The organism is Acidimicrobiales bacterium, from assembly GCA_040219515.1.
GTDB lineage: Bacteria > Actinomycetota > Acidimicrobiia > Acidimicrobiales > Aldehydirespiratoraceae > JAJRXC01.
The window spans coordinates 85,300-111,235 of sequence record JAVJSI010000012.1 but is presented as its reverse complement, the minus strand read 5'-3'; the positions used below and the strand labels follow the sequence as shown (position 1 = coordinate 111,235).

Below are 25,936 nucleotides of genomic sequence, written 5' to 3'. Positions count from 1 at the left end.
GCGTAGCCTGGCGACCAACCATGGCCCTCCAGTCCTTCTCGTTCGACGGCGCTCGCTTTCGGGTCGGAAAGTGGCGCGCTCGCGGCGATCTGGCCTATCTCGTGCCCCTGAGTCCCGCCCACACGCTCACCACCGAGGCCCTGGCCAAGGCCCGCGCCGCCCTCGACGCCCAGGGATTCGACGAGATCGTGACTGCCGCCGTGGCCCCCGCCGAGCGGGCTGCGCTCCTGCGTGACGGGTTCGAGGAGCGCGAACAACTCCACCTGCTCACCCACGATCTCCAGTCACTCCCCGCGCCAGGCCGACTCGCCTGGCGATCCCGACCCCGCATCGAGCGAGGCCACTCGGCCGATCGTCCCGCCGTCCTCGACCTCGACAGTCGGACCTTCGAGGAATTCTGGCAACTCGACGACGAGGGCCTGACCGATGCTATGGACGCCACACCGGTGAGCCGGCTGCGTGTCATCCGCGGCACGGCCGAGGCGCCTATCGTGGGCTACGCCGTCAGCGGCCGGGCCGGCAATCAGGGCTTCCTCCAGCGACTGGCGGTGGATCCCTCACGACAGGGCGCCGGGCTCGGCACCGCCCTCGTCCACGATGCGCTGCGCTGGATGCGCCGACGGGGAGCCACCGTCGGTTGGGTCAACACCCAGGAGGCGAACGACCGTGCCCTCGCGCTCTACGAGCACCTCGGGTTTCGGCCGGCCGACCATCAGCTCACCGTCCTGGCCCGAGCGGTCCGATGAGGCGCGCACCGAAGGCCGCGCTCGCCGTCATGGCCACGGTTCTCACCATGGCGTCGTTTCTCTCCATCACCTCGTTTCACACACCGGCGGCATTCGCCCAGGGCGAGCCACGCCTCGACCTCGAATCCCAGACACTGGTGGTCGACGACGACCCGGCCGAGATCGTCGTGCGGGTCATCGACGCCCCCGTCGACGCTCGTCTGCGATTCACCGTCTACGACGCCGTGGCGCGCGACCGCGACGCAGTACGCGACCACCATGACGATCCACCGGGCGGTGGCAGCCGCATCGCCGAGTTCGAGTGCACACTCGACGGCGACTGCCGGAACCAGGCGATGATGTCCCTTCGCGCCGACGGCGCGTTCGCGATCACCCTCGACGACGCCGAGATCGGCGAGAGCCTGCGGGCCCGCCCCGGCGTGCTGCCGTTCGTCGTGCGCCTCATCGACGACGACGGTGAGCGTCTCGCCACGCTCGCCACGAGTCTGGTCGTCCCGCGTCGGAGTGCGACCACGACGAGCGAGCCGAACGTGCGGGTCGCGTTCCTCGATCAGGTGATCGTCCCGATCGCCCGCCAGCCCGATCTCGACATCGAGGTCAGCGGCGCCGACGTGCTCGACGCGGCGGCGGCGCTCGAACGTCACCCCGACGTGGCGATGACCACCGAGATCCGCCCGGAGACGCTCGATGCGCTCGCCGCAACCGACCCAGAGACCCTCGCCGAACTCCTCCGGGTGCTCGACGACCGTCCCCTCCTGCGAGGACCCTGGGTCGACATGGACGAGGAGGGCTGGCGGGTCGCGGGCGAGTCCGACCAGGTCGTGTCGCAGTACGCCCGCGGCAACGACACATTCGAGGCGATCGTCGGCTCGCCCCCGAGCGGCCTCGTGCGACTCGATCCCGACGCCCGGCCCGAGACGCTCGGCCTCCTGCGATCCGCGGGCGCCACCACCGTCGTGGTCGACGATGCCCAACTCAGCGCGGCGACCCTCGGCATCGACCCCGACCAGCCGTTCCAACTCCTGGACGAGAACGGCGTCGCCATCACGGCACTGCGCATCGACGAAGCCCTGCACACCACCCTCGACGACCCCGACGTCGAGCTCGCGGCGGCGCGGGCCGCCGCCGAGCTGCTCGCCTTGTCCGACGAAGCCACCACCGAGCTCGGTGTCCTGCTCGATGTCAGCCGAATCGACCCGGCAACCCTCGACGAATTCATCGGCCGGCTCGATCGACTCGACGACCTGGCGGTCGTGAACGTCGCCACCCTCGCCGAAGCCGACCTCGCCCGCCGCGACGGCGACACCCTCCGCGGTGAACTCGTCCCCACCGACCCGCCCGACGTGACCGGCCTGGCCGCCGACCTACGCGAGTCCTTCATCGGTGTGGCGACCATCGCCCGGATGATCGAATCCGACATCGAAGTCCTCACCCCGTACGTCGATCTCCTCCAGACTGCGGTCGCGTCCGAACTCAGCCCCTCGCGCGCCCGGGAGTTCGTGGACCGCGTGGACCGGGAGATCGACGCCCGCAGTTCCGGAATCGAGATCCTCGACGGCGCCCGGGTCACCCTCACCGACCGCCGCACCGACCTGCCGCTGACGATCGTCAACCGTCAGACCGTTCCCGTCAACGTGGAGCTCGTGCTGACCGCCGAAAAGGTCCGCTTTCCCGACGGCGACCGCGTTGCGATCACGCTCGACCCCGGCGAGACCCACCTCACGATTCCCGTCGAGACCCTGGCGTCGGGCGACGCCCGCGTCAGCGCCACGCTCGTCTCCCCCGGCGGCCACTTCGAACTGGACACGGGTTCGGTCGACATCCGCTCCACCGCGATCTCCGGACTGGGGCTGGTCATCTCGGTGATCGCCCTGCTCGTGCTCGCCGTGTGGTGGGTTCGCACGATCATCCGTATCCGCCGCAATCGCGGCGCTGCTACGGTCTCGGCCGAGTCTGTCGACGAGACAACGACCGAGGGAGAATCGTGACCGTCCGCATCGTCACCGACAGTGCCTGTGATCTTCGTGGTGAGGAGGTCGACCGGTTCGGCATCGAGGTCGTCCCGCTGACCATCCGCTTCGGCGACAAGGAATACGTCGATCGCGAAGACCTCGGTGTCACCGAGTTCTACCGACTGCTCGCCGAGTCCGACGAGTTGCCGGAAACAGCGGCGCCCGCGCCGGGCAAGTTCGACGCCGCGTTCCGACGTCAGTTCGAGGCCGGCGCGACGGGAGTGGTCTGCATCAACCTCTCGGCCGCGCTCTCCGCCACGATGCAGTCGGCGCAGACCGCAGCCGACAACCTGCGGGCCGAGCAGCCCGACGCCGACGTGCGGGTGGTCGACAGCCGATCGATCACCGCCGGCCTCGGGTCCATCGTGCTCGCGGCCGCGCAGATGGGCATCGACGGCGCCACCACCGACGAGATCGTCGCCGCCGTCGGCCCTTTGAGCGACCGCACCCAGGTCTACGGCAGCCTCGACACCCTCGAGAACCTGAAGAAGGGCGGTCGCATCGGCGGCGCCCAGGCGATGATCGGCTCGATGCTCTCGATCAAGCCGATCATCGACATCTCGAGCGGCGAGGTCGAGGAGGCCGGCAAGCAGCGCACCCGAAAGAAGGCGCTCGGCTGGCTCCGCGACAAGCTCCGAGAAGTCGGGCCGGTCGAGAACCTCGCCGTCATGCACGGCGACGCCCCCGACATCGACGTGTTCCTGTCGATGATCTCCGACATCGTCGACGTCGACACGATCCGTATCGAGAAGATCGGGCCGGTCATCGGCACCCACGGCGGCCCCCGGGTGATGGGCCTCGCCTTCCAGACACCGGCCTGAGCGAGGTCACGGCCCGACCGCGGGAGTCTCCGGCCCAGCAGGCGCTAGTTTCCGCGTGGTGGGAACCATCGACGCGGGCGCGCTGCTCGACGACCGCTACCGCATCATCGCCCGGCGGGCGTCGGGTGCCACCGCGACCGTGTGGGAGACCCAGGACGAGTTCCTCCGCCGTCGCGTCGCGGTGAAGATCCTCTTCGAACACCTCGCCGCCGACGACCAGTTCATGGACCGATTCGTCGACGAGGCCCGCACCGCCGCCACCGTGAACCACCCCAACCTGGTCGCGGTCTACGACTCGATCACCGACCATCCCGGCATGGTCCTCGAGTGGATCGACGGTCCGGATCTCCGTCAACGCCTCGACGAGAGCACCCTCGAGCCGAGCGAGGCCGCGTCGATCGGCGCGGCCATCGCCGACGGCCTGGCCGCCCTGCACGCCCACGGACTCGTGCACCGCGACGTCAAGCCCGCCAACATCCTGCTGACGGCCACCGGGGTCCCCAAGCTCACCGACTTCGGCATCGCGACGGCCAACGCCGGCGACCGCACCGCCACCGGCATCGTCCTCGGCACCGCCAAGTATCTCGCCCCCGAGCAGGTACGCGGAGGCGAGATCGACGGCCGGGCCGACGTCTTCGCCCTCGCCGCGGTGCTCTACGAAGCACTCAGCGGTACACCACCCTGGAGTCGCGAGGGCGACCTTCCCACCGCCCTCGCCCGCCTCGAGGAGGACCCCCGAGACCTCCGGATCACGCATCCGCACCTGCCCGAGGGCCTCACCGGGGCGGTGATGCGAGGGCTGTCTCGCGAACCGAGCGATCGATGGCCCACCGCGGCGGCGTTCGCCACGGCCTTGCGCGGGAGTATGGCCCTGCGCGGCGGCTCGACCCTGCCCCCGCCGCCCATCCGCACTTCGGGGGCGTCGGCCACCGTGGCACTTCCCGCCGCGCCGACGCCCGCACTCCCTGCCCCATCGCCGACCGCCCGACCCGGTCCCCGGGTCCGCTATCGGCGGAAGCGGTGGCCACGGGTCGTGGGTCTGCTGATCGTCGCGGCGATCGCGGCGCTGGGGTGGAGCCTGGTCGCCGCCATCGACTCCGGCGATGACGCTTCCGACGGCTCCCCCGCCGGGTCGACGAACGACGGGAACGACGGCACCGACCTGGTGATCGCCCGCTCGAACGCATTCGACCCCGAGGGCACCGGGGCACCCGGCGAGCACAACGATCGGGCCCTGTTCGCGATCGACGGCGACCCCTCGACCGTGTGGACCACCGAGCGCTACTCGAGCCGGGATCTCGGGTCGAAATCGGGCGTCGGTCTCGTGCTGACCCTCGACCGCGAACAGGACATCCGTCGCGTCACCGTCCACACCGCCGATGCCCAGGACTGGGCTCTCGAGGTGCGTGTCGCGTCCGGGATCACCGTCGACGACGCGACCTCGATCGGGGACTTCGGCGAGGTACGCGGGACCGGGTCGGGCCTCGGGACCGTCGCCGACGTGTCCGTGTCCGGGCGCGGTGACACGGTTGTGGTCTGGCTCACCGACCTCGGCGCCGGGTTCCTGCCCATCAGCCTCGCCATCACCGAAGTCACGATCGGGTGAGCGCGTGCGGCTAGGGTCCGCGGGATCGCTCCCATGGACGAATCGACGCTGATCAGCGCCGCGCAGCGAGGGGACCAAAAAGCCCTCGACCAGCTGCTGCGGCTGCATCACGACCGCATCCACGCGGTCTGTCGTCGTCTCGCGGGCAACGACGCCGACGCCCTCGATGCCACCCAGGAGGCGTTGATCGCCGTCGTGAAGGGGCTTCCCCGATTCGACGGGCGGGCGAAGTTCTCGACCTGGGCCTATCGCGTGGCCACCAACGCCTGCCTCGACGAACTCCGACGGCGGGGCCGCCGGCCCGACCCCGGACTCCCCGAACACGAGACCGCGTCACTCACGCCGGTCGGTGGCAGTTCGCCCCGCGATCCGGCGGAGACCGTTTCGGCGCGAATCGATGTCGACCGTGGTCTGGCGATGGTGCCCGAGGAGTTCCGCACCGCGGTGATCCTGCGCGATGTCGCCGGTCTCGACTACGCCGAGATCGCCGAGGTACTCGATCTGGCGCCCGGCACCGTCCGGTCCCGCATCGCACGAGGACGCGGCCGCCTCGCCGACGCGATCTCCGGGAACCAGACTCCCCTCGACGAACGTCAGACCCCATAGCCATGCCCGACCATTCGCTTCCCGACGACGAGCTGCTCTCGTCCTACCTCGACGGTGAACTCACCGTCGATGAGGTCGCGCTCGTCGATCGACGGCTGACGAGCGAACCCGCCCTGCGCCGCCGACTCGACGCGCTGCGCGCCGCCGACGAACTCGCCGCGACCCCGGTCGTCCCCCTCTCCACGGCCGACGCCGACCGGATGATCGCCGCGGCGCTGTCAGCCGGGGCCGGCGCCACCGCCGAAAACGTGACCGATCTCGCTGCCGCCTCGGCCCGACGCGATCGATTGTGGCCCACCCGCCTGGCCTCGCTCGCCGCCGGTGTCGTCGCCCTGGCCATCACCGCCTCGGTCGTCGTGTCGCTCGGCGCCGACGACGATGCCGATACCGCCGACGCCGGAGACTCGGCCACCAGCGCCGACATGGACACGGCGGACTTCGCCGACGATGGCGACACGGGCGGCGACCTCTCGTTCGAATCGATGCCCAGCACCGCGGCGGCCGAGATGGCCGAAGGAGATGCCGACAGTGCCGGCGACGACAGTGCCGGCGACGACAGTGCCGATGAGGGTGCGGTCACCGACGACGCCGAGGCGCCGTTCGCCCCCGAGGACGCTCGGGCGAACAGGGCGTTCACCGACGCTCTCGCATTCGGGCTGGTCGACGGTTTCGCACCATTGCCCGACGATCTCGGCGATTTCGCCACGCGCGGCGACCTCGACGACGCCATCAGCCTCTCGTGGGATGTCTTCCGCACCTCGCCGCCACCGTCGAGTACCACCGACACCAGCAACGACGGTGACACCGTTGAAGCCGGCGACCAGGTTCTCACCGATCTCGCCGCGGCCCGACTCGCCGAGCTCGGCCTCGGTGACTGTGTCGATCTCGCCGGAGCAATCGGCGCCGAGGTCGACGCCGCCATCGGGTCGGCGGTGATCATGGCGGTCGACCTCGCCACCGCCACGCTCGACGGCGCGGCGCTCGTCGGTGGGGTGATCCAGCTCTCGGACGGCCGGGCCGTCGCCCTGATCATCGATCCGGACACCTGTGCCGTCGCCGCGCAGCCGCTCGAATGACACGCTGATGCGGCCGTAGACTGCGCCGGATAGAGTCCGACGACATGGGCGACGACACCTCCACCGCGCAAGCCGACTGGATCGTCGGGGCGACCGACTCGATCATCGGCTACGTCGACAAGGCCCGCACCGTCGGCACCGACAACATGGTCCGGGTGCTGCGGGCAGTGGTTTTCGGCCTGGTGGCGATGGTCTTCGGCATCGCGGCCGTCATCTTCACGGTGGTGCTGGCCGTGCGAATGGCCGACGCCTACCTGCCGATCGGTGCCGGGGTCGGCGACGCGACCTGGGCCGCACACCTGTTCATCGGAACGCTGCTGTCCATCCTCGGGTTCGGACTCTGGGCGAGCCGCAAGTCCACCAGCATGCGGAATTTCTGGCTGGCCGTCGCCGTTGACTTCGTCATCATCGTCGTGCTCGTGGCCTACGGCCTCGCCAGCTGAGCACGCCGATCCCGTCCCCGACCAAGGTTGTTTGTGAGGCTCTCGTGACCGACATTCATGACGTCATCATCGTCGGTTCCGGACCCGCCGGGCTCACCGCGGCGATCTACACGGCGCGGGCCAACCTCGCTCCCCTGGTGCTGGAAGGCGAGCCCAGCAGCACCAGCGATCAGCCCGGTGGACAGCTCATGCTCACCACCGACGTCGAGAACTACCCGGGCTTTCCCGACGGCGTCATGGGTCCCGAACTCATGCAGAACTTTCGCAATCAGGCGCTGCGCTTCGGCGCCCAGATCGAGACGGTCAAGGCGTCGCGAGTCGACCTGTCCGCTCGTCCGTTCGGCGTCTGGGTCGGCGACCCCGACACGGCCGAGCCCACCTACCGGTCCCACACGGTGATCGTCTCCACCGGCGCCCAGTCGCTGATGCTCGGCCTTCCCAACGAGACCGCCCTCATCGGCCATGGCCTCTCCACCTGCGCGACCTGCGACGGCTTCTTCTTCCGGGACCAGGAGATCGCCGTGATCGGCGGAGGCGACTCCGCCATCGAGGAAGCCACCTTTCTCACGCGGTTCGCCAGCAAGGTCACCATCATCCACCGTCGCGACGAGTTCCGGGCGTCGAAGATCATGCAACAGCGGGCCTTCGACAACCCGAAGATCGAGATCATGTGGGACACCGTGGTCGACGAATACCTGGCCGATGGGGCGATCCGTGGTCTCAGACTCCGCAACGTCCACACCGACCAGGTCGACGACGTCGCGTTCTCCGGGGTCTTCGTGGCCATCGGACACAAGCCGAACACCGACCTGTTCGTCGGGCAGCTCGAGATGAAGGACAACGGCTACCTCGTCACGAAGCCCGACTCGTCATACACGAACGTCGAGGGCGTGTTCGCCTGCGGCGACGTCCAGGACGACAACTACCGTCAGGCCATCACCGCCTCGGGGTCGGGTTGCATGGCGGCCATCGATGCCGAGCGCTGGCTCGAAGACCAGCACGACTAGGGTCGACCGCAAGGCGCTGATGGAATAGCCGCTCGCTCGGCAGCGTTCCACTACTCGGGTCAGCGGATCCAGGTCACTCGAAAGGACCACATCATGGCTGGTGCCATCACCACACTCTCCGACGCCACGTTCGACGAGGAGATCGGCAGCTCCTCCACACCGGTACTGGTCGACTTCTGGGCCGAATGGTGCGGTCCCTGCAAGATGATCGCACCCATCCTCGAGGAGATCGCCGACGAGAAGGGCGCCGTGCTCAAGATCGCCAAGCTCAACGTCGACGAGGCCGGCGAGATCGCCCGCCGCTTCGAGGTGATGAGCATCCCCACGATGATCCTGTTCAAGGACGGCGCGGAAGCCAAGCGCATCATCGGGGCGAAGCCCAAGCAGGCCCTCCTCGACGACCTCGCCGAGTACCTGTAGGCCCGCACCACCCGCAGCGACACTAGCCTTGCGGCACGATGTCGCAGGATTCACCACCGCCGTCCGCCGGGCCGCGCGCAGCAAACAACGAGCCGGCTGGTCTGCCGCTGCGTGACGGCCACGCCGGCGCTGCGGTGCGTGATCTGCACGGCCGCCTGGCCGCCGCGGGCTTTCGTGACCTGGGTGATCTCGACCAGTTCGACGCCCACACCGAGAAGGCGCTGCGCGAGTTCCAGGCATCTCGCCGGCTCGTGGAGGACGGCATCTGCGCCCGCCAGACCTGGGCCGCCCTCGTGGACGCCGACTTCCGGCTCGGCGACCGCATGATCTACCTGCGCTCACCGATGACCAGGGGTGACGACGTCACCGATCTCCAACAGCGCCTCGGCAGTCTCGGCTTCGACGCCGGTTGGCTCGATGGCATCTTCGGTCCCGACACCGAGCGGGCCGTGCGCGACTTCCAGCACAACCAGGGCGTGAACGCCGACGGCGTCGTGGGACGCGAAACGGTCGCCGCCCTCGACCGACTGGCCGGCCGCCGCTCGGGCGACAAGACCGTCGCCGAGGTCCGTGACCTCGAGCGTCTGCGCGGCCACACCGGGGTGGACGGTCAACGGCTCGTGATCGGCGAGTCCGGCGGTCTCCCGGCGATCGTCGACGGTCTCGCCCGCCGCCTGCGCCTTGATGGCGCCGATGTCGTCACCCTTCACCAGCCCGACCTCTCCGACCAGGCCCGAGCCGCCAATGAATGGCGTGGCAGCGCCTACCTCGGGCTGACCCTCGCCGATGAGCGCCACCAGATCTCGTACTTCGAGATCGACGGATTCACCTCTCACGGTGGCCGATCTCTGGCCCATCACTGCGTCGATGCATTGCGAGGTGTACTCGCTGTAGATGTGGAAGCCAATGGCATGCGGCTCCCCATCCTGCGCGAAACCCGGATGCCGGCCGTCTGGTGCCGCCTCGGCCCGGCGTCGCTGGTGGTCGAACGAGCCGCCGCCGTCACCGACGCGCTGCGCGATGCCGTCACCAGCTGGTGTCGCGACACCGATGAGCAAGTCGAGGACTGAGGTCGACATCGTTCGGCACGACGGCTGGTTTTCCACAGGAGTGTCCACAGCGTACGGCAGTCCTTGGGGACGCCACTCCCCTATTGACACCCCTGGTGTCAATAGTTGCGGACCATTCCGAATTTTCGCTGCTAGACCACGGTTCCCGGCGGCGTGATCACCCGATAGATCCGCTCCAGATCGTCGAGATCGGCGAAATCCACGACCAGCTTTCCGGGACCCTTCCCCAGCTTGACCGCCACCCTTGTGGACAAGCGAGCGGCAAGCAATTCCTCGAGCTCGAGCACGGCCGGCTCCGACATCGAGACCCCGACATCATCCGACGCGCCCGTCGCCGCATCATCACCCACCCCGCCGTCACCTGCGTCGTCACCGTCGCCGTGCGCGTCCGGACCGTCGCCGTCAACGTCATCGAGGTCGCTTCTCAGTAGGTCCTCGACCTGGCGCACGGTGAGCCCCTCGGCCACGATCTTCGCCGCCAGTCGCTCCTGGGCCGCACGATCCGGTGTGGCCAGCAGTGCGCGGGCGTGACCGGCCGAGATCTGATTCTCGATCATCAGCCGTTGCACAGCCGGCGGCAACTGCAACAGGCGGATCGTGTTGGCCACCGCCGAGCGACTGCGGCCGACTCGGGTCGCGACCTCGTCCTGGGTGAGCGAGAAGTCCTCGATGAGTTGCTGGTAGGCGGCCGCCTCCTCCAACGCGTTGAGATCCTGGCGATGGAGGTTCTCGACGACCGCCGTCTCGAGACTCGAGAGATCGTCGACACCCCTGATCAGCGCCGGGATCGACGGCAGGTTCGCCCGCTTCGCGGCCCGCCACCGTCGCTCCCCCGCGATGAGTTCATAGCCACCATCGTCCTTCTCTCGGACCACGATCGGCTGGATCACACCGACCTCAGCAACGGAGGAGGCGAGTGCACTCAACGTCGCTTCGTCGAAGTGCTCGCGTGGCTGATAACGGTTCGGCACGACATCGTTCACGTCGATTTCGCGATAGACCGCTCCCTCGGTCGACACATCGGCCGGAATCAGCGAACTGAGACCCTTGCCCAAACCACTACGTTTCGACACCGAGAATCTCCTTTGCGAGTTCACGGTACGCAATGGCACCGCGCGACATGGGATCGAACGAGGTGATCGGCTGACCGAACGAGGGCGCCTCGCTGAGACGAACCGTGCGGGGGATGACCTGCCGGCAGACTTTTTCGCCAAAGTGGGCACGTACCTCGTCGGCGACCTGGCCCGACAGCTTCGTGCGGGCGTCGAACATGACCAGCACGATGGTGCTGAGATCGAGCGTGGGGTTCAGATTCCGGGTGACGAGGTCGACGTTTCGGATCAGTTGCCCGAGGCCTTCGAGCGCATAGTACTCGGTCTGAATCGGCACGAGTACCTCGTTGGCCGCCGTCAGACCGTTGATCGTCAGGAGTCCGAGCGATGGGGGACAGTCGATGAGCACGATGTCATAGTCATCGGCGACCGACTCGATGGCCTCTTTGAGCTTCCGCTCCCGGTTCAGGGCCGGGACCAGTTCGATCTCGGCACCTGCCAGGTCGAGGCTGGCGGGCGCCACATAGAGCCCCTTCACGGAGACCGGCTCGATGACATCCTCCATGGGGACGTCCTGGAGCAGCACGTCGTAGAGGGAGTAGTCGAGCTGTCGTGGATTGAGACCGAGACCGGTACTGGCGTTGGCCTGCGGATCGAGATCGACGATGAGCACTCGCTGCCCCAGCTCGGCGAAACACGCACCGAGATTCACCGTGGTGGTGGTCTTTCCGACGCCACCCTTCTGGTTCGCCACCGCAAAGATGCGGGGCACGGACGCGGGGCTTGCGTCCTCCTGCACGAATGCCACGAGGCACTCTCCCTTCATTGGAGCACTGTCACTCCGAGCCACGCCATCCTCGTCGCTCCGTGACGACGGGTCAAGGACCCTTGTGGAAAACGTCGCCGTTTCCTCGAAAGGTTCGTTCCCGAAACTCGTGTTTCACGTGAAACACCGACGCAATCGGCAATTTCCTTGTTTCACGTGAAACAGCTCAACCGGAGCGGGGTCCTCACAGCAGGGGGGTGCGGCGGCGCGCGGCGGGCCGCCGAGGCCACTCGTCCGGAACCAACGCCGGTCGCTGCACCTCGACGTACTGAGCGCCGTCGTTCCCCTGTCGAGGCTCGACCGTCAGGCCAAGATCCGACGCTGCCGACATCCAGATCTCCATGGTCGCCGCGACCACCGACACGACCAACCGGCCATCGCCGGCAAGGAGCGGGAGCCCGCATTCGGCTACCTCACCCGGTGTTCCGAAGGAACGGGCGACGACCAGCGCACAGCTCGCCCGGTGGAGGACGTCATGCGCGACCTCCTCTGCCCGTGCATGACGCACGGTCACCCGTTCGCTCAATCCCAGTGCACGCACGGCCGCCTGGGCGAACTCACACCGTCGCTCGCTGGCATCGACGAGCAGCCAGCGAGAGGCCGGCCGTAGGGCCGCCAACACGACGCCGGGTACTCCGGCCCCGGTGCCGAGATCGGCCCCAGAGAACTCGTCCGCGACGCGGCACGCGGCCGGGAGATACCCGGCCGCGTGCACAATCAACTCATCTGTCGTCGCGCTCCCCAGCACGCCCGCCTTGCGAGCGGGTTGCCAGGCAGCGTCGAGGGCGGCCCAGTCGGGCTCAGTCACCGGCCTCGGTGGCCACGATGACCACCCGGCGCTGGGAGTCCTCACCCTCGGATCGGGTCTCCACGCCATCCTCATCGGTGAGTGCGTCGTGCACGACCTTGCGGTCGGCCGCCGACATCGGCTCGAGCGAACGAGCCTTGCCCGACGACCGAACCTCGTCGGCTTGGGCGCGAGCGAAGTTCGCCAGTGCCTCGGCTCGACGGGCCCGCACGCCACCGATGTCCACCCGGATCCGGCCATTGCGGCTACTGCCGGCCTGACGTTGGAGGACCGTGCGAACCAGCTCGTCGATCGCGCCGGCCGTCGTACCACGACGACCGACCATGCGGCCAAGGTCGTCGCCGGACACCGTGATGCGGATCTCGTCGTCCTCGACGTCCTCTCGAGCAAAGGTCACCGCCGTGCCGAAGCGTTCCGCCAGCCCCTTCACGAACTCTTCGGCGAGATCCGCCTGATCGGGGAGTGACATCGTCGGCTCATCGTCGCGCATGGTCTTTTCTCTCTTCTCGCCACGTGAGTTGGCGCTCTCTCGATTGGACTTTCCACTCTTCGACGACGCCTCTGACGCATTCGCCGTGTCACCGGCGGTGTCGTTCGACTTGGGCTTGCGCTCGCGAGACTTACCGCGATTGCCCCCGTCGCTGCGTCCGGCACCACCCTTCTGACCCCCACGGCCTCGACCACGGCGACGGCCGTCGTCCTTGGCCCGAGGTGTTGCGGGGGCGACCCGAGCACGAACTCGGGCCTCTTCCTTGACCCGGCCGAACAGACCGGTCTTGGTGTCAGAGATCACCTCGAACTCGGCGTCGTCTCCATGGACGCCGAGCCGGTCGAGGGCTCGTTCCTTGGCTTCATCGATCGATGAACCGGTGCTCTCCACCCATTCCATCGTTGTCTCCTCTCATGCGGGGCGCCGGTAGCACGACACACCATCCGGTGGCCACAACGGTCGCTGATCGTCCCCCTGGGGCTGGATCAGCGCGGTGGCGCGGTGTGTTCGCCGCTACTTCTTGCGCTTTTTGTGTTGCGGTGCCCCGGGATCAGTGGTTCGTCCACTGCCACGGGACTGACGGCTCGGGGCCTTGCCGGTGCGTCCGGCACCCGTCGCCTTCGCGCTCTTGTTCGACTTCGTTTTCGCGGTACCCGCCCTGGTCTTCCCGGCGGTCGCCTTGTCCTCACCGCGCTTGGGCGTCGGTTCGCCCTTCTTGGGCGTCACTCGCCCGCCACCCCGGTCGGCGCCGCTCTTGCCGGACACCTTGTCCTTGGCCCGTTGCTGCGCCAGCTGGGCGCCTGGACTGTCATCACCCTTGTACAGCGACTGGGTGATGTAGGCCTGCTGCCCAATGCGGTAGAGATTCGAGACGACGAAGTAGATGACGAGGGCGGCCGGCATCGTGAAGCTGAACACCGGCAACATGAAGGGCAGGATCTTCATGATCATCTGCTGCTGCGGGTTGATCTGGGCGCCCGTGTTGCGGCCCTGGATCTGTCGCTGCTGGTAGAGGCTGCTCACGAGAACGACCACGATGAGGCCGAGATAGGGGAGCGCGGTGACGAAGTTGTCGCTCAGGACCTCCTGCGCGGAGCGAGAGAGGTCGATCCCCAACGACGTCATCTCCGTGTCGTTGAGGAGACTCTCGTACATCTTGCTGTCGTGATGGAGGTTCTCGGGATCGAACGTCCGTTCGCTCGTGGCGATCGTGTGGAGATCGAGGACCCCGTCACTGCCGACGCGACCGGTGATCCAGCCGACCTGGCTGCCGATGTCGGTTGCGCGACGGGTGATGCCTTGCACCACACGGAACAGCACCAGGAAGATCGGCAGCTGGACGAGCATGGGAAGGCAGCCACCCAGGGGGTTGATGCCGTTCTCCTGGTAGAAGGCCATCAACTCTTCGTTCATCTTCTGCCGGTCGTCCTTGTACCGGGTTTGGATGGCCTTGAGCTCGGGCTGGAGCCGCTGCATCTGCAGCATCGACTTGGTGCTCTTGAGCGTCAGCGGCGTGGCGACGATCATGACCGCGAGGGTCAACAAGACGATGGCGAGCCCGTAACTCTCCAGCACGTTCTCGTAGAAGAAGGCGAGAACGGACGCAATCAGATCAAACATCTAGAGCTCCTGGAGCAGCAGGCACGGGGTCATAGCCGTGGGAGCCCCACGGATGACAACGGCACAATCGTTTGGTGGCAAGCCAGCTGCCACGGCGCGCACCATGGCCCTCGAGGGCCTCGAGCGCGTAGTTCGAACACGACGGCACATGTCGACAAGGTGAAGGTCGGCCGGAAAAGAGCCGCTGATAGCCACGCACACCCGACGCCAGGACGCGCGCGACCGGTCGCATCAGCGTGAACCGGCGACAGTGCTGTCGTCGGTGTCGCGACCAGTGAGATCGAGCAGGCGGGACATGGTGTGGCGCAGTGTGGTGTGTGACCAGTCGTCGATCGGCGCCGACACCCGGATGAGGTGTTCGCCACGGGCCGGGACAGCGGGATTCTCTCGATGGAGTTCCTGCAGCACGGCTCGTATCCGGCGCCGAATTCGATTCCTTGCGACGGCGTTTCCCACGGTGCGTGGTATCGCAAACGCGATGTGCGCTTGCGAGGCCGTCTCGTCGGATCGAGAGACCAGGCGGATCGGCCCACGACCGTGGCGCGTGCCTTCATTCCGCAAGCGGGCGAAGGCGCCACGGCCGGCAAGCCGACCGATCACGCCGACAGGCGGGCGCGGCCCCTCTGACGACGAGAGCGAAGAACGGCGCGTCCTCCGCGGGTGCTCATACGCGAACGGAATCCATGCTTCTTCGCCCGCTTGCGCACGTTGGGCTGATACGGCCGCTTCATTGTGATCCTCCGAAAACCGCGGGCAGGAGTCGGCACCGCGGGAATGACGGTTCCGATGAGGCGGAACCGATGACGTCAACCCGTCACGGTATGGCACCCGGCCAACGTCAACAACCAGGCGGGACAACCTCTGGGGCCGTCGCGACCGGGCGATCGGCACCCTTGCCGTAATGTCATCGATGTCATTTGATGTTCCACAGTTGTAATTCGTTTGGGGAAAACGGGAGCTGAACTGGCGGTTCGCGCCCACCTCGGACTTCGGCTTGCAGCTATCCACAACGTTGGTATGTTGCCCGCCCACGCCGGAGGGAGTACGGAACCAGCAAGTGGCATTTTTGCCATTCGCCGACCGTTTCTTTCCGACTGGGCATACGGAGGGTCGTCCACACCTGTGGACGCGGCTGTGGAGACAGAATTGCACGTGGATGAGATAGGCGACGCCGATGGTCTGTGGACCACCTGCGCAGAGAGCATTCGCGCCCAGGTCAGCGACGCCGTGTGGCGTACGACCTTCAGTGGTGCGAAGGCCGTGGCATTCGACGAGGGTGAGCTCGTCATCGTGGTGCCCAACGGTCTGCAGAAGGAACGGATCGAGGGCCGCTACCTCGGCCTCGTGCAGGACGCCATCGAGGAGACCAGCACGGATGTGACCGTGCGGGTCGAGATCGACACGGACTGGGACGAGGTCGCCTTCGATGTCCCCGCCGCGGATCTGCGTTCTCCCGACGACCCGGCGCCGGCCCCCACCGTCGTGGCAGGACTCGAGGGAATGCGAGACGAGAAGTTCACCTTCGAGCACTTCGTGATCGGCCCGTCCAACCGCTTCGCCCACGCCGCGGCCCTCTCCGTGGCCGAGACGCCGGCTGCCAGCTACAACCCGCTCTTCATCCACGGCGACTCCGGTCTGGGCAAGACCCATCTCCTGCGTGGCATTGCCCACTATGTCGCGGATCACTACCCGACGTACCGCGTTCGCTACGTGTCGACCGAGACCTTCCTCAACGAGTTCGTCGAGGCGATCCGCACGAACACCCAGCCCGAGTTCAAGCGGCGCTATCGCGACAACGACGTGTTGTTGATCGACGACATCCAGTTCATCGAAGGCAAGGAGGGCCTCCAGGAGGAGTTCTTCCACACGTTCAACGAGCTGCACCAGAACAACAAACAGATCGTGCTCTCGTCGGACCGCACCCCGGACGCGATCCCCACGCTCGAGGACCGCCTGCGCAGCCGGTTCAAGTGGGGACTGATCACCGACATCCAGCGTCCCGACCTCGAGACCCGTCTCGCCATCCTGCGTCGCAAGGCCGAATCCAAGACGATCGACATGTCCGACGAGGTGTTCGCCTTCATCGCGGAGAACATCACCGACTCGATCCGCGAGCTCGAAGGCGCCCTCATCAAGGTGACCGCCTACGCCAACCTCACGCAGCAACCACTCGACCGCGAGCTGGCCGCCCTCGTCCTGAGCGACCTGATCACCAACGCCGAGAAGCCGCCGGTCACCGCCGAACGCATCATCGACCTCACCGGTGAGATGTTCGGCTTCGACATCGAGCAGATCACCGGTGGTTCCCGCCGCCGGCCGCTGGTCGACGCCCGCCAAGTGGCGATGTACGTCACCCGCAACATGACCGACCTCTCCTTCCCCGACATCGGCAAGGCCTTCGGCAACCGGGACCACACCACCGTCATGCACGCCGTCCGCAAGATCGAGGCGCGCATGGGCGAACGTCAGCAGATCTTCGACAAGGTCACCGAACTCCAACACCGACTCAACCATCCCAAGTGACGAACCCAACCGTCCTTCACCCAACCGTCGCTCACACACAGGTTGGGGACAGCCCTGGGGATCATCTGGGCACCACGAGTGGACCCCGATGCACAAAGTCGCCCGACATCCACCAGGCCCCGCGCCGGGGGCCACACACTGTGACCGCGCGGGGACATCGTGGGGACGCCACTTCCGCGTCGTTCCACGGCAGACTCACCACCGTCCACAATCCACAAGCCCTATGGACTGCTACTAACCAGAAGTCCATACGACAGGGAGAAGTAACCGCACCATGGGCCTGAAGTTCCGATGCGAACGAGACATCCTCGCCAAAGCACTCGCCGATGCCGGTCGTGCCGTCACCACCCGAGGTGGCGCGCTCCCGGTGCTGGCCGGTGTTCGTCTCGAACTCACGGGTGACCAGCTCACCGTCACCGGTAGCGACCTCGACCTGACGATCTCGGTCAACATCGAAGTGTCCGGTTCCGAAGACGGAGTGGCGGTGCTGCCCTCGAAGCTCGCCTCCGACGTGGTTCGCTCGGTGCGCGCCGGCGGCGTCGACGTCACGGTCGAGGACGACGACGCACGTATCGTCGCGTCACCCTCGGAGTTCGCGATCCGGATCATTCCCGCCGACGAGTTCCCGGAGCTTGCCGCACCGAGCGGCAGCGCGGTCACCCTTGATGCCACCACGTTCAAGGCGGCCATCGAGCAGGTCGAGAAGGCGGCATCGTCCGATGATGCCCGTCCGATCCTCACCGGTGTCCTGATGGCAGCCGAGGAGGGCGGTCTGCGTCTCGTCTCGACCGATTCGTACCGGTTGTCGGTGCGTGACCTGGCCGGCACCTCGGTGCTGAGTGAGGGGGAGAAGGTCCTCGTACCGAGCCGTGCGCTGAAGGAGCTGGCCCGGGTGGTCGGAGACGCAGAGCAGATCACCCTGCGACTGGGTGAACGCGATGCCGGCTTCGAGGTCGGCAACATCTCGGTCACCACCCGTCTCATCGAAGGCGAGTTCCCGAACTATCGCGGCCTCATCCCCACGAATCACCCGAACCAGCTGAGCGTCGATCGTCTGACACTGCTCGACGCGGTCCGCCGAGTGCGCCTTCTCGCCCAGGAGTCGACACCGATTCGCATGGCGATGTCGTCCTCGGGTCTCGAGCTCGTGGCCGTCACGCAGGACGTCGGCCAGGCGCACGAAGCCGTCGAGGATGCGACCTACAAGGGCGATGACCTCACCGTGGCGTTCAACCCCGAGTACCTCATCGACGGTATCGAGGTGGCGCCCGGCGACGAGATCATCCTCGAGACCGTCGACGAGCTGAAGCCGGCCCTGTTGAAGTCGACCGAGGATCCCAACTTCCTCTACCTGCTGATGCCCGTGCGGGTCAGCTGACCGTCGGACGTTCGAGCCGACGACTCTCGAGGCCGAAGGTCACCAGCACGACGGTGTCGATCAGGACGAGCAACCACACGCCGTCCAGCGAGCCGCCCAACAACAGAACCCCTGCAAGGACGATGGCGCCGGCCGCTCTCTCCGGTGGGATGACGTGGTAGGCACGCCACGCCGAGACCTCGACGGCGAGCACGTACATGGTGAGACCGATCAACAACATCACGCGGAACTCGAGCGGGAGAGGGTCCGACGGATGCAGGGTGATCTCCTCGAGCGCTGCGGCGGACAAGATGACGCCGGCGACGATCAGTGAATGCAGGTAGGTGTAGACATCGCGAGCGAATGCCGAGCGTTCGCGACCCGCCAGCTCTGCGAAACGGTGTTCGAGGGCGTGCTGGGGGCGGTCGAAATAACCCCACCACAACAACGCGGCGAAAATGCCGGCGGCGGTGAGCGCGGCGATCGTGGTGCCGGGAAGTCCCCGTTGTTCGCCGAGTGAATCGAGTACCGGTACGGCCAACGCCACGATGACCTCGCCCAGGGCGATGATGAGGATCAGCCCGTGACGTTCGGCGAAGTGGCCCGGGCGGATGACCCAATCGCCGCGACCCGCCCCCAACGTGCCCACGGCGATGATCGCGATGCCGACCAACCACAGGGTGACGCGGGTGGGCTGCGCGTCGACGGCGGCGCCCACGAAGAAGAACACCACTGCCACCGCGTTGGGTATGGCGTAGCGCACACTCGATCGCCACTCGGGGGATCCCGTGGGGCTGGCCATGATCAGCAACATGAGACCGGTGGCGAGGATGACGGCGACCGATCCGGTGAATATCCAGCCGCCGTCGTCGAACGCGGTGGAGATCGACGCGGCCATGGGAACCGAGGCCACCGTGGCGACGAGAAGGATGACCTGCACGTTGCGGGCGTTGGCCGACACCGCATTGGTCGCCCAGGTGACCTGGCTCCACGGCAGCCAGAGCATCCAGAAGAGCAGGGCCGCTTCGAGGATGCCCTCCACGTCGGGGTGGTGGACCAGGTGTGACACCAGCTGCGCGAAGGCGAAGACGAAGGCGAGGTCGAAGAAGAGCTCGACGGGGTTGGCGGTGAAGTCCTCGGTGGGATCGGGTCGTCGGATCCAACCGGCGGCGAGGGTGCGTTTGTGAGGTCCGTCCACGGTCGCCGACTCTAGAACGCGCACACGCCGGCGTGGCTCCTCTCCGACAACCGTGTGCGTCTTGTTAGCTTGAGCGCTGTGCAGATCCGGACCCTCGAGCTCAAGAACTTCCGGTCCTACGAATCGGCCTCGCTCGAACTGTCCGACGGATTGACGGCGATCGTCGGGGAGAACGGTCAGGGCAAGACCAACCTGCTCGAGGCGATCAGCTGGATCGCCGGGCTCGGGTCGTTTCGCGGTGTACCCGATGACGCATTGATCCGGGTCGGCAGCGACGCGGCGATCATGCGGGCGACCGTCGTCTCCTCCGGTGGCCGGGACCAGCTCATCGAGGCCGAACTGCCGCGGATCGGTCGCAACCGTGTCCAGGTGAACCGCCAGCGGCTCGGTCGGGTGCGAGACCTGCTCGGCGTGGTGCAGGTGACGGTTTTCTCCCCCGACGACCTCGAACTCGTCAAACGAGGACCGGCGATCCGCCGCAAGTGGATCGACGAAGCCCTGGTCAGTCGCCATCCGAAGAACGACGCACTGCGACACGATCTCGACCGCATCCTGCGGCAGCGCAACGCGCTGCTGCGATCCGCTCGGGGACGTCTCGACGGCGACGCGGCCTTCACCCTCGACGTGTGGGACGCGAAACTCGCCGCCGCCGGCGACGCGTTGCGGGCGGCCCGCGAATCACTGCTGGCCGAGATGGCGCCGCGATTGGCCGCCGCCTACGACGCGGTGGCCCGAAAGGAGGCGGAGGTGGACGCCGTCTACGAATCGAGCTGGGAGGGCGACCTGGCCGAGGCACTCGTCTCCTCGCGTGACCTCGACGTGCGACGGGGCGTTTCCACGGTGGGACCGCACCGCGACGAGATCCTGCTGCGCATCGCCGGCGCGCCCGCTCGGACCCACGGTTCACAGGGCGAACAGCGCTCGTTGGCGCTGTCGCTGCGGCTGGCGGCCGATGCCGTCGTGCGCGAGGCGGGTGTGGCCGAGCCCATCTTGTTGCTGGACGACGTGTTCTCCGAACTCGACCCCGGCCGGGCCGAGGCGCTGCTCGACGCCTTGCCCGGTGGGCAGCGGCTGCTCACCACGGCGGCGTGGCTCCCACCGGCGGCGGTGCCGGATCGGGTGTTGAAGGTTGTCGACGGCACCGTGAGGGAGGTCCGCGGATGAACGCCTTCGGAGGTGACTGGCGACACCGCGGTGACCGGGGTGATCCTCAGTCGGTCGGACGGGCCCTCGATCGACTGATGGGCACGCTGCGAGCGCCCTCCGTCGACGTGCTCGACAGTGTGTTCACGAAGTGGCCCGAGATCGTCGGTGACGCCGTCGCCCAGCACTCCCGACCGGTGTCGATCGACGGTGACACGCTGGTCGTCTCGGTCGACGATTCCACCTGGGCGAGCGAGCTTCGGTGGCTGGAGAACGAGGTGATTTCGCGGGTCGCCACGGTGTCGGGGTCCGACCGCGTTTCCCACGTCACCGTGCGGGTCGCGAGGCGCAAATGACACGCGTGTAACTGCTACACTGGTGGGACCGTGTACGGGCTGTTTCACCAGCGTCTTCGAGGCGCCGAGACCCTCCGAAACGACGATGTCCGAGGCACTGATCCCGGAGCTCGTTCGTGAGTGCGGCAGACGATTCTCTCCAGCCTCCCGTCGACGGTGTCACACCCTCGATCGAGACTGGGCCCGAGGATTCGCTTGAGGAAACGAGGAGCGAAATGACCACGACCAGCGAGTCGTCCTACGGCGCACAAGACATCACGGTGCTCGAAGGGCTCGAGGCCGTCCGCAAGCGTCCCGGCATGTACATCGGTTCCACCGGGCCCACGGGTCTGCACCACCTCGTGTGGGAGGTCGTCGACAACTCCGTCGACGAGGCGATGGCCGGTCACTGCACCGGCATCGACGTCACGATCCTGGCCGACGGGGGAGTGGAAGTACGCGACGACGGTCGCGGCATCCCCGTCGAGAAACACCCGAAATACGAGGACCTGTCGGCGGCCGAGGTCGTCCTGACCGTTCTGCACGCCGGCGGCAAGTTCGGTGGCGAGGGCTACAAGGTCTCCGGCGGTCTGCACGGGGTCGGCATCTCGGTGGTCAACGCGTTGTCGCGAAGGGTCGAGGTCGAGATCGATCGCGAGGGCACGCGTCACGCGATGTCGTTCGCCGACGGCGGGGATCTCATCGATCGCCTCGCCCCGATCGGTGCGTCCCCGGTTGTCGACGGTGCGCCACGGACGGGTACGACCACGCGCTTCTGGCCCGACCCCACGATCTTCGACGAGACCGACTTCCGCTTTCAGACCCTGCTCGAGCGCTTCCAGATGATGGCGTTCCTCAATCGGGGGCTCGAGATCCGGGTGCGCGATCAGCGAGCAACGTCCACGGTCGAGACCGAGGACCCCGACGGATGGGTCGTCTTCAGGTACGACGGCGGCATCATCGACTTCGTCAGCCATGTCAACGCCTCGAAGGAAGCGCTCTTCCCGGCGGTCGGCTACTTCCAGGGCGCCGAGACCATCGACGGCAACGATCACGAGGTCGAGATCGCGTTCCAATGGAACACCGGCTTCAACGCCGACGGTCTCCACAGCTTCGCCAACGGCATCTCCACCATGGAAGGTGGCATGCACGAGCAGGGTTTTCGCACCGCGCTCACCCGCACGGTCAACGCCTACGCCCGCGAGAAGGCGTTCCTCAAGGAAAAGGACGAGAACCTCCAGGGCGAGGACATCCGCGAGGGCCTCACCGCCATCATCTCGGTGCGGATCGGCGACCCCCAGTTCGAGGGGCAGACGAAGTCCAAGCTCGGCAACGTGTCCATGCGCTCGCTCGTCGAGCGGGTCACCAACGAGCGTCTCGCCGAGTGGCTCGAGGAGCACCCCGGTGAGGCCAAGGTGATCCTCACCAAGGCCACCAACGCGGCGCGTGCCCGTATGGCCGCCTCCGACGCCCGCAAGGCGATCCGGTCCAAGTCGCTGCTCGACGGTGCCGGCATGCCCGACAAGCTGAAGGACTGCTCCGCCAAGGACCCCGAGAGTCGCGAACTCTTCATCGTCGAGGGCGATTCCGCCGGTGGTTCGGCGGTCCGGGCCCGTGATCCCCGTACGCAGGCGATCCTTCCCATCCGCGGCAAGATCCTCAATGTCGAGCGCGCCCGAATCGACAAGATGCTCAAGAACAACGAGGTGCAGACCCTCATCACCGCCATCGGTGCCGGGTTCGCCGACGACTTCGACATCACCGCGGCCCGCTACCACAAGGTGATCCTGCTGGCCGACGCCGACGTCGACGGCAGCCACATCCGCACTCTGTTGCTCACCTTCTTCTTCCGTCAGATGCGACCGCTGGTCGAGGCGGGCTACGTCTACATCGCCCAGCCCCCGTTGTTCAGCACCAAGATCTCCAACAAGGAGACGGTGTACCTGAAGGACGAGTCGGCCAAGGCACGGTTCCTCGCCGAGCGACCGAACTACTCGAAGGACTTCCAGCGGCTGAAGGGCCTCGGCGAGATGGACTGGGACGAGTTGCGCGACACCACGATGGACGTGGGCTCCCGCTCGCTCCTCCAGGTGTCGGTCGAACAGGCCGCCATCGCCGACGAGGTGATGTCGATCCTCATGGGCGACGACGTCGAACAACGAAAGAACTTCATCGTGACCAATGCCCGCGAGGTCAGGAACCTGGACTTCTGATGAGTGACTCACCGCCACCCCCGACCGAGACCGACGACACCGAACACGATGACGACGAGAACGACGGCGTCACCGTCATCGAGATCCAGGAGGAGATGGAGAGCTCCTTCCTCGACTACGCGATGTCGGTCATCATCAGCCGCGCCCTTCCCGACGCGCGCGACGGGCTCAAGCCGGTGCATCGCCGCATCCTGTGGTCGATGTACGACCAGGGCTTCCGCCCCGATCGCGCCCACGTGAAGTGCGCCCGGGTCACGGGCGACGTCATGGCCCGCTTCCATCCCCACGGCGACAGCGCCATCTACGACGCGCTCGCTCGTATGGCACAGCCCTTCTCGCTGCGTCACCCCCTCATCGACTTCCACGGCAACTACGGCTCGCCCGAGGATCCGCCGGCGGCCGCCCGCTACACCGAGTGCAAGCTCGACCAGCTGGCCATGCAGATGCTGGCCGACATCGACGAGAACACCGTCGACTTCATCGACAACTACTCGGGCGACTTCACCGAACCCGCGGTGTTGCCGGCCCGGTTCCCCAACCTCCTGGTCAACGGCAGCCAGGGCATCGCGGTGGGGATGGCCACCAACATCCCACCGCACAACCTCAACGAGGTGTGTGACGCGGTCACCCACCTGCTGAACAACCCCGATGCGTCCGTCGACGACCTGATGGAGTTCGTGAAGGGGCCCGATTTCCCGACCGGCGGTCAGATCCTCGGTCGAGTCGGTATCGAGTCGGCCTACCGCACCGGTCGAGGTTCGGTGAAGATGCGCGCCGCCACCGAGATCGAGGAGCGCGGCCAACGGCAGGCCGTGGTGGTCACTGCGTTCCCCTACCAGGTGTCGGCCGGTGCCGTGGCTCGCAAGATCTCCGAGCTGGTCAACGCCCGAGAGCTCGAGGGCATCGCCGATGTCAACGACGAGTCCTCTGGCGACGACACCCGATTCGTGATCACGCTCAAGCGCGACGCCAACCCCGAGGTCGTGCTCAACAATCTCTGGAAGCACACACCGCTGCAGACCAGCTTCGGCGTCAACATGGTGGCGCTCGTCGGGGGTGTTCCCCGCACGCTCGACCTGCGGTCGGCGCTGGTGGCCTATGTCGACCACCAGATCGAGGTCATCACGCGGCGTTCGGAGTACCGCCTCGACCAGGCCGAGAAGCGCCTGCACATCGTCGAAGGCCTCATCAAGGCGCTCGACCTGATCGACGAGATCATCACCACCATTCGTGCGAGTGAAGATCGAGGCGCGGCCCGAGAAGCGCTGATGGTCGCTCCCTTCGAGTTCAGCGAGGTCCAGGCCAACCACATTCTCGACATGCAGCTGGGTCGACTCACCCGACTCGGCCGGTCCGACCTCGAAACCGAAGCGGGCGAGCTGCGCGAGACCATCGGCGGCCTCCTCGAGATCCTGGGGGACGACGTCAAGTTGCGTGCGGTCATCATCGACGAACTCGGAGTGATCCGCGAGAAGTTCGGCGAAGAGCGTCGCTCGCTGCTCGAAATCGATCCCGGCGAGTTCGACATCGAAGACCTGATCGACGACGACCCGTTGGTCTTCACCATGTCGGCGTCGGGCTACGTCAAGACGGTGCCGGCCGAGGAGTTCAAGACCCAGGGGCGCGGGGGCCGCGGTATCGCCGGCACCAAGCTCAAGGACGAGGACACCCTCACCCACCTGATCCAGACCACCGCGCATTCGTATCTGATGTTCTTCTCCACGCGCGGGCGTGTGTATCGCCTCAAGGCACACCAGGTTCCCGTGGCATCGCGGCAGGCCCGCGGCACCGCGATCGTGAACCTGCTGCCGTTGCAGGACGACGAGCAGATCCAGGCGATCATCGACACCCGCGACTACGAGACCAATCGCTATCTGTTCTTCGCCACGGCCAAGGGTCGGGTCAAGAAGACCCGGTTCAACGCCTACGACTCGTCGTTGCGAGCCGGCCTGATCGCCATCAAGCTCAACGACGACGACGAGCTGGTCGAGGTCATTCCCACCAACGGAAACTTCGACATCCTGCTCTCGTCGCGATTCGGCCAGACGATCAGGTTCAAGGAAGAACAGGTGCGGGAGATGGGTCGCAACGCGGCCGGCGTCATCGGCCTGAAGTTCAAGAAGACCGGTGACGCGGTCGTGGCCTGTGACATCGCCCGTGAGGGTTCGACCCTGCTCCACATCACGACCAAGGGCTACGGCAAGCGGACCCCAGTCGACGACTATCCGGCCAAGGGACGCGGCGGCATGGGTGTGGTCGGCATCAAGATCACCGAGGACAAGGGCTCGGTGGTCGGCACGTTGATGGTCGACGACGACGACGAGATCCTCGCCATGACCTCGGCCGGGGTGCTCATACGTACCCCGGTGGAGAACATCTCCCAACAGGGTCGCACCGCAAGTGGCGTCAGGGTCATGAGTCCCGACGCGGACGACTCAGTGGCGTCCATTGCCCTCGTCACGGTTCCCGAAGAGGTCGTCGAGGCGCTCGCTGACGCCGACACGGACACAGAGACCGAGGCCGAGACCACGCCACCGCCCGAGGAGTAGCTCGGCCCGCGAGTC

Annotated in this window: 25 protein-coding genes; 16 read left to right on the top strand and 9 right to left on the bottom strand. The window is 66.8% G+C overall.

Features of this window, described 5'->3' with window-relative positions:
- The first annotated feature begins 20 nt into the window (after positions 1–20).
- From RIB98_11335 to RIB98_11290, 10 genes are all read left to right on the top strand, one after another.
- Positions 21–746, top strand: a complete 726-nt coding sequence (locus RIB98_11335) for a GNAT family N-acetyltransferase (protein ID MEQ8841566.1) — start codon at positions 21–23, stop codon at positions 744–746.
- Complete coding sequence (locus RIB98_11330) at positions 743–2,734, top strand: DUF6049 family protein (GenBank protein ID MEQ8841565.1); 1,992 nt, start codon at positions 743–745, stop codon at positions 2,732–2,734. The genes RIB98_11335 and RIB98_11330 overlap by 4 nt, the downstream gene beginning before the upstream one ends.
- Positions 2,731–3,579 (top strand): DegV family protein, encoded by an 849-nt coding sequence (locus RIB98_11325; GenBank protein ID MEQ8841564.1) that lies wholly within the window; start codon positions 2,731–2,733, stop codon positions 3,577–3,579. The genes RIB98_11330 and RIB98_11325 overlap by 4 nt, the downstream gene beginning before the upstream one ends.
- 58 nt (positions 3,580–3,637) lie before the next feature.
- Positions 3,638–5,185 (top strand): serine/threonine-protein kinase, encoded by a 1,548-nt coding sequence (locus tag RIB98_11320; GenBank protein MEQ8841563.1) that lies wholly within the window; start codon positions 3,638–3,640, stop codon positions 5,183–5,185.
- 33 nt (positions 5,186–5,218) lie between these two features.
- Entirely contained in the window at positions 5,219–5,791 is a 573-nt protein-coding gene (locus RIB98_11315; GenBank protein ID MEQ8841562.1) for a sigma-70 family RNA polymerase sigma factor, read from the top strand.
- A gap of 2 nt (positions 5,792–5,793) precedes the next feature.
- On the top strand, positions 5,794–6,867 hold the full coding sequence (locus tag RIB98_11310) for a hypothetical protein (protein MEQ8841561.1): 1,074 nt from the start codon (positions 5,794–5,796) through the stop codon (positions 6,865–6,867).
- A 44-nt stretch (positions 6,868–6,911) separates the two neighbouring features.
- The gene (locus RIB98_11305) at positions 6,912–7,310 is read left to right on the top strand and encodes a hypothetical protein (protein ID MEQ8841560.1); all 399 of its coding nucleotides are present in this window, start codon (positions 6,912–6,914) and stop codon (positions 7,308–7,310) included.
- Between the two features lie 44 nt (positions 7,311–7,354).
- A complete protein-coding gene (gene trxB / locus RIB98_11300; protein MEQ8841559.1) occupies positions 7,355–8,317 on the top strand; it encodes a thioredoxin-disulfide reductase in 963 nt (320 codons plus the stop codon).
- Positions 8,318–8,410: 93 nt separating this feature from the next.
- Positions 8,411–8,737, top strand: coding sequence for a thioredoxin (gene trxA, locus RIB98_11295; GenBank protein ID MEQ8841558.1), 327 nt, complete (start codon positions 8,411–8,413; stop codon positions 8,735–8,737).
- 38 nt (positions 8,738–8,775) lie between these two features.
- A complete protein-coding gene (locus tag RIB98_11290) occupies positions 8,776–9,807 on the top strand; it encodes a peptidoglycan-binding protein (protein MEQ8841557.1) in 1,032 nt (343 codons plus the stop codon).
- Positions 9,808–9,938: 131 nt separating this feature from the next.
- On the opposite strand, the gene RIB98_11285 is transcribed toward RIB98_11290, so the two are convergent.
- From RIB98_11285 to rpmH, 8 genes are all read right to left on the bottom strand, one after another.
- Positions 9,939–10,880 (bottom strand): ParB/RepB/Spo0J family partition protein, encoded by a 942-nt coding sequence (locus tag RIB98_11285; GenBank protein ID MEQ8841556.1) that lies wholly within the window; start codon positions 10,878–10,880, stop codon positions 9,939–9,941.
- Positions 10,867–11,631 (bottom strand): AAA family ATPase, encoded by a 765-nt coding sequence (locus RIB98_11280; protein MEQ8841555.1) that lies wholly within the window; start codon positions 11,629–11,631, stop codon positions 10,867–10,869. Before RIB98_11280 ends, RIB98_11285 begins: the two co-directional genes overlap by 14 nt.
- 238 nt (positions 11,632–11,869) lie before the next feature.
- Positions 11,870–12,493, bottom strand: a complete 624-nt coding sequence (locus tag RIB98_11275; protein ID MEQ8841554.1) for a class I SAM-dependent methyltransferase — start codon at positions 12,491–12,493, stop codon at positions 11,870–11,872.
- Positions 12,486–13,382 carry an RNA-binding cell elongation regulator Jag/EloR gene (gene jag / locus RIB98_11270; GenBank protein ID MEQ8841553.1) on the bottom strand — a complete coding sequence of 299 codons (897 nt, stop codon included), beginning with the start codon at positions 13,380–13,382 and terminating at the stop codon, positions 12,486–12,488. Before jag ends, RIB98_11275 begins: the two co-directional genes overlap by 8 nt.
- A 114-nt stretch (positions 13,383–13,496) precedes the next feature.
- On the bottom strand, positions 13,497–14,603 hold the full coding sequence (gene yidC, locus RIB98_11265; protein MEQ8841552.1) for a membrane protein insertase YidC: 1,107 nt from the start codon (positions 14,601–14,603) through the stop codon (positions 13,497–13,499).
- Positions 14,596–14,835, bottom strand: a complete 240-nt coding sequence (yidD, locus tag RIB98_11260) for a membrane protein insertion efficiency factor YidD (GenBank protein ID MEQ8841551.1) — start codon at positions 14,833–14,835, stop codon at positions 14,596–14,598. The genes yidC and yidD overlap by 8 nt, the downstream gene beginning before the upstream one ends.
- Positions 14,835–15,203 (bottom strand): ribonuclease P protein component, encoded by a 369-nt coding sequence (rnpA, locus tag RIB98_11255; GenBank protein MEQ8841550.1) that lies wholly within the window; start codon positions 15,201–15,203, stop codon positions 14,835–14,837. The genes yidD and rnpA overlap by 1 nt, the downstream gene beginning before the upstream one ends.
- Positions 15,200–15,334, bottom strand: a complete 135-nt coding sequence (gene rpmH / locus RIB98_11250) for a 50S ribosomal protein L34 (protein ID MEQ8841549.1) — start codon at positions 15,332–15,334, stop codon at positions 15,200–15,202. Before rpmH ends, rnpA begins: the two co-directional genes overlap by 4 nt.
- 421 nt (positions 15,335–15,755) lie before the next feature.
- On the opposite strand from rpmH, the gene dnaA reads away from it, so the two are divergent.
- Both dnaA and dnaN read left to right on the top strand, forming a co-directional pair.
- A complete protein-coding gene (dnaA, locus tag RIB98_11245) occupies positions 15,756–17,126 on the top strand; it encodes a chromosomal replication initiator protein DnaA (protein MEQ8841548.1) in 1,371 nt (456 codons plus the stop codon).
- A gap of 274 nt (positions 17,127–17,400) precedes the next feature.
- Positions 17,401–18,504 carry a DNA polymerase III subunit beta gene (dnaN, locus tag RIB98_11240; GenBank protein MEQ8841547.1) on the top strand — a complete coding sequence of 368 codons (1,104 nt, stop codon included), beginning with the start codon at positions 17,401–17,403 and terminating at the stop codon, positions 18,502–18,504.
- On the opposite strand, the gene RIB98_11235 is transcribed toward dnaN, so the two are convergent.
- The gene (locus RIB98_11235; protein ID MEQ8841546.1) at positions 18,497–19,681 is read right to left on the bottom strand and encodes a low temperature requirement protein A; all 1,185 of its coding nucleotides are present in this window, start codon (positions 19,679–19,681) and stop codon (positions 18,497–18,499) included. The two genes, dnaN and RIB98_11235, sit on opposite strands and share 8 nt — an antisense overlap.
- A gap of 78 nt (positions 19,682–19,759) precedes the next feature.
- On the opposite strand from RIB98_11235, the gene RIB98_11230 reads away from it, so the two are divergent.
- From RIB98_11230 to gyrA, 4 genes are all read left to right on the top strand, one after another.
- Positions 19,760–20,845 carry a DNA replication/repair protein RecF gene (locus tag RIB98_11230; GenBank protein ID MEQ8841545.1) on the top strand — a complete coding sequence of 362 codons (1,086 nt, stop codon included), beginning with the start codon at positions 19,760–19,762 and terminating at the stop codon, positions 20,843–20,845.
- Positions 20,842–21,180 (top strand): DUF721 domain-containing protein, encoded by a 339-nt coding sequence (locus RIB98_11225; GenBank protein MEQ8841544.1) that lies wholly within the window; start codon positions 20,842–20,844, stop codon positions 21,178–21,180. Before RIB98_11230 ends, RIB98_11225 begins: the two co-directional genes overlap by 4 nt.
- A gap of 215 nt (positions 21,181–21,395) precedes the next feature.
- On the top strand, positions 21,396–23,372 hold the full coding sequence (locus RIB98_11220) for a DNA topoisomerase subunit B (GenBank protein MEQ8841543.1): 1,977 nt from the start codon (positions 21,396–21,398) through the stop codon (positions 23,370–23,372).
- Positions 23,372–25,921: a DNA gyrase subunit A gene (gene gyrA, locus RIB98_11215; GenBank protein ID MEQ8841542.1), complete on the top strand. Its 2,550-nt coding sequence runs from the start codon at positions 23,372–23,374 to the stop codon at positions 25,919–25,921. Before RIB98_11220 ends, gyrA begins: the two co-directional genes overlap by 1 nt.
- Positions 25,922–25,936 lie beyond the last annotated feature (15 nt).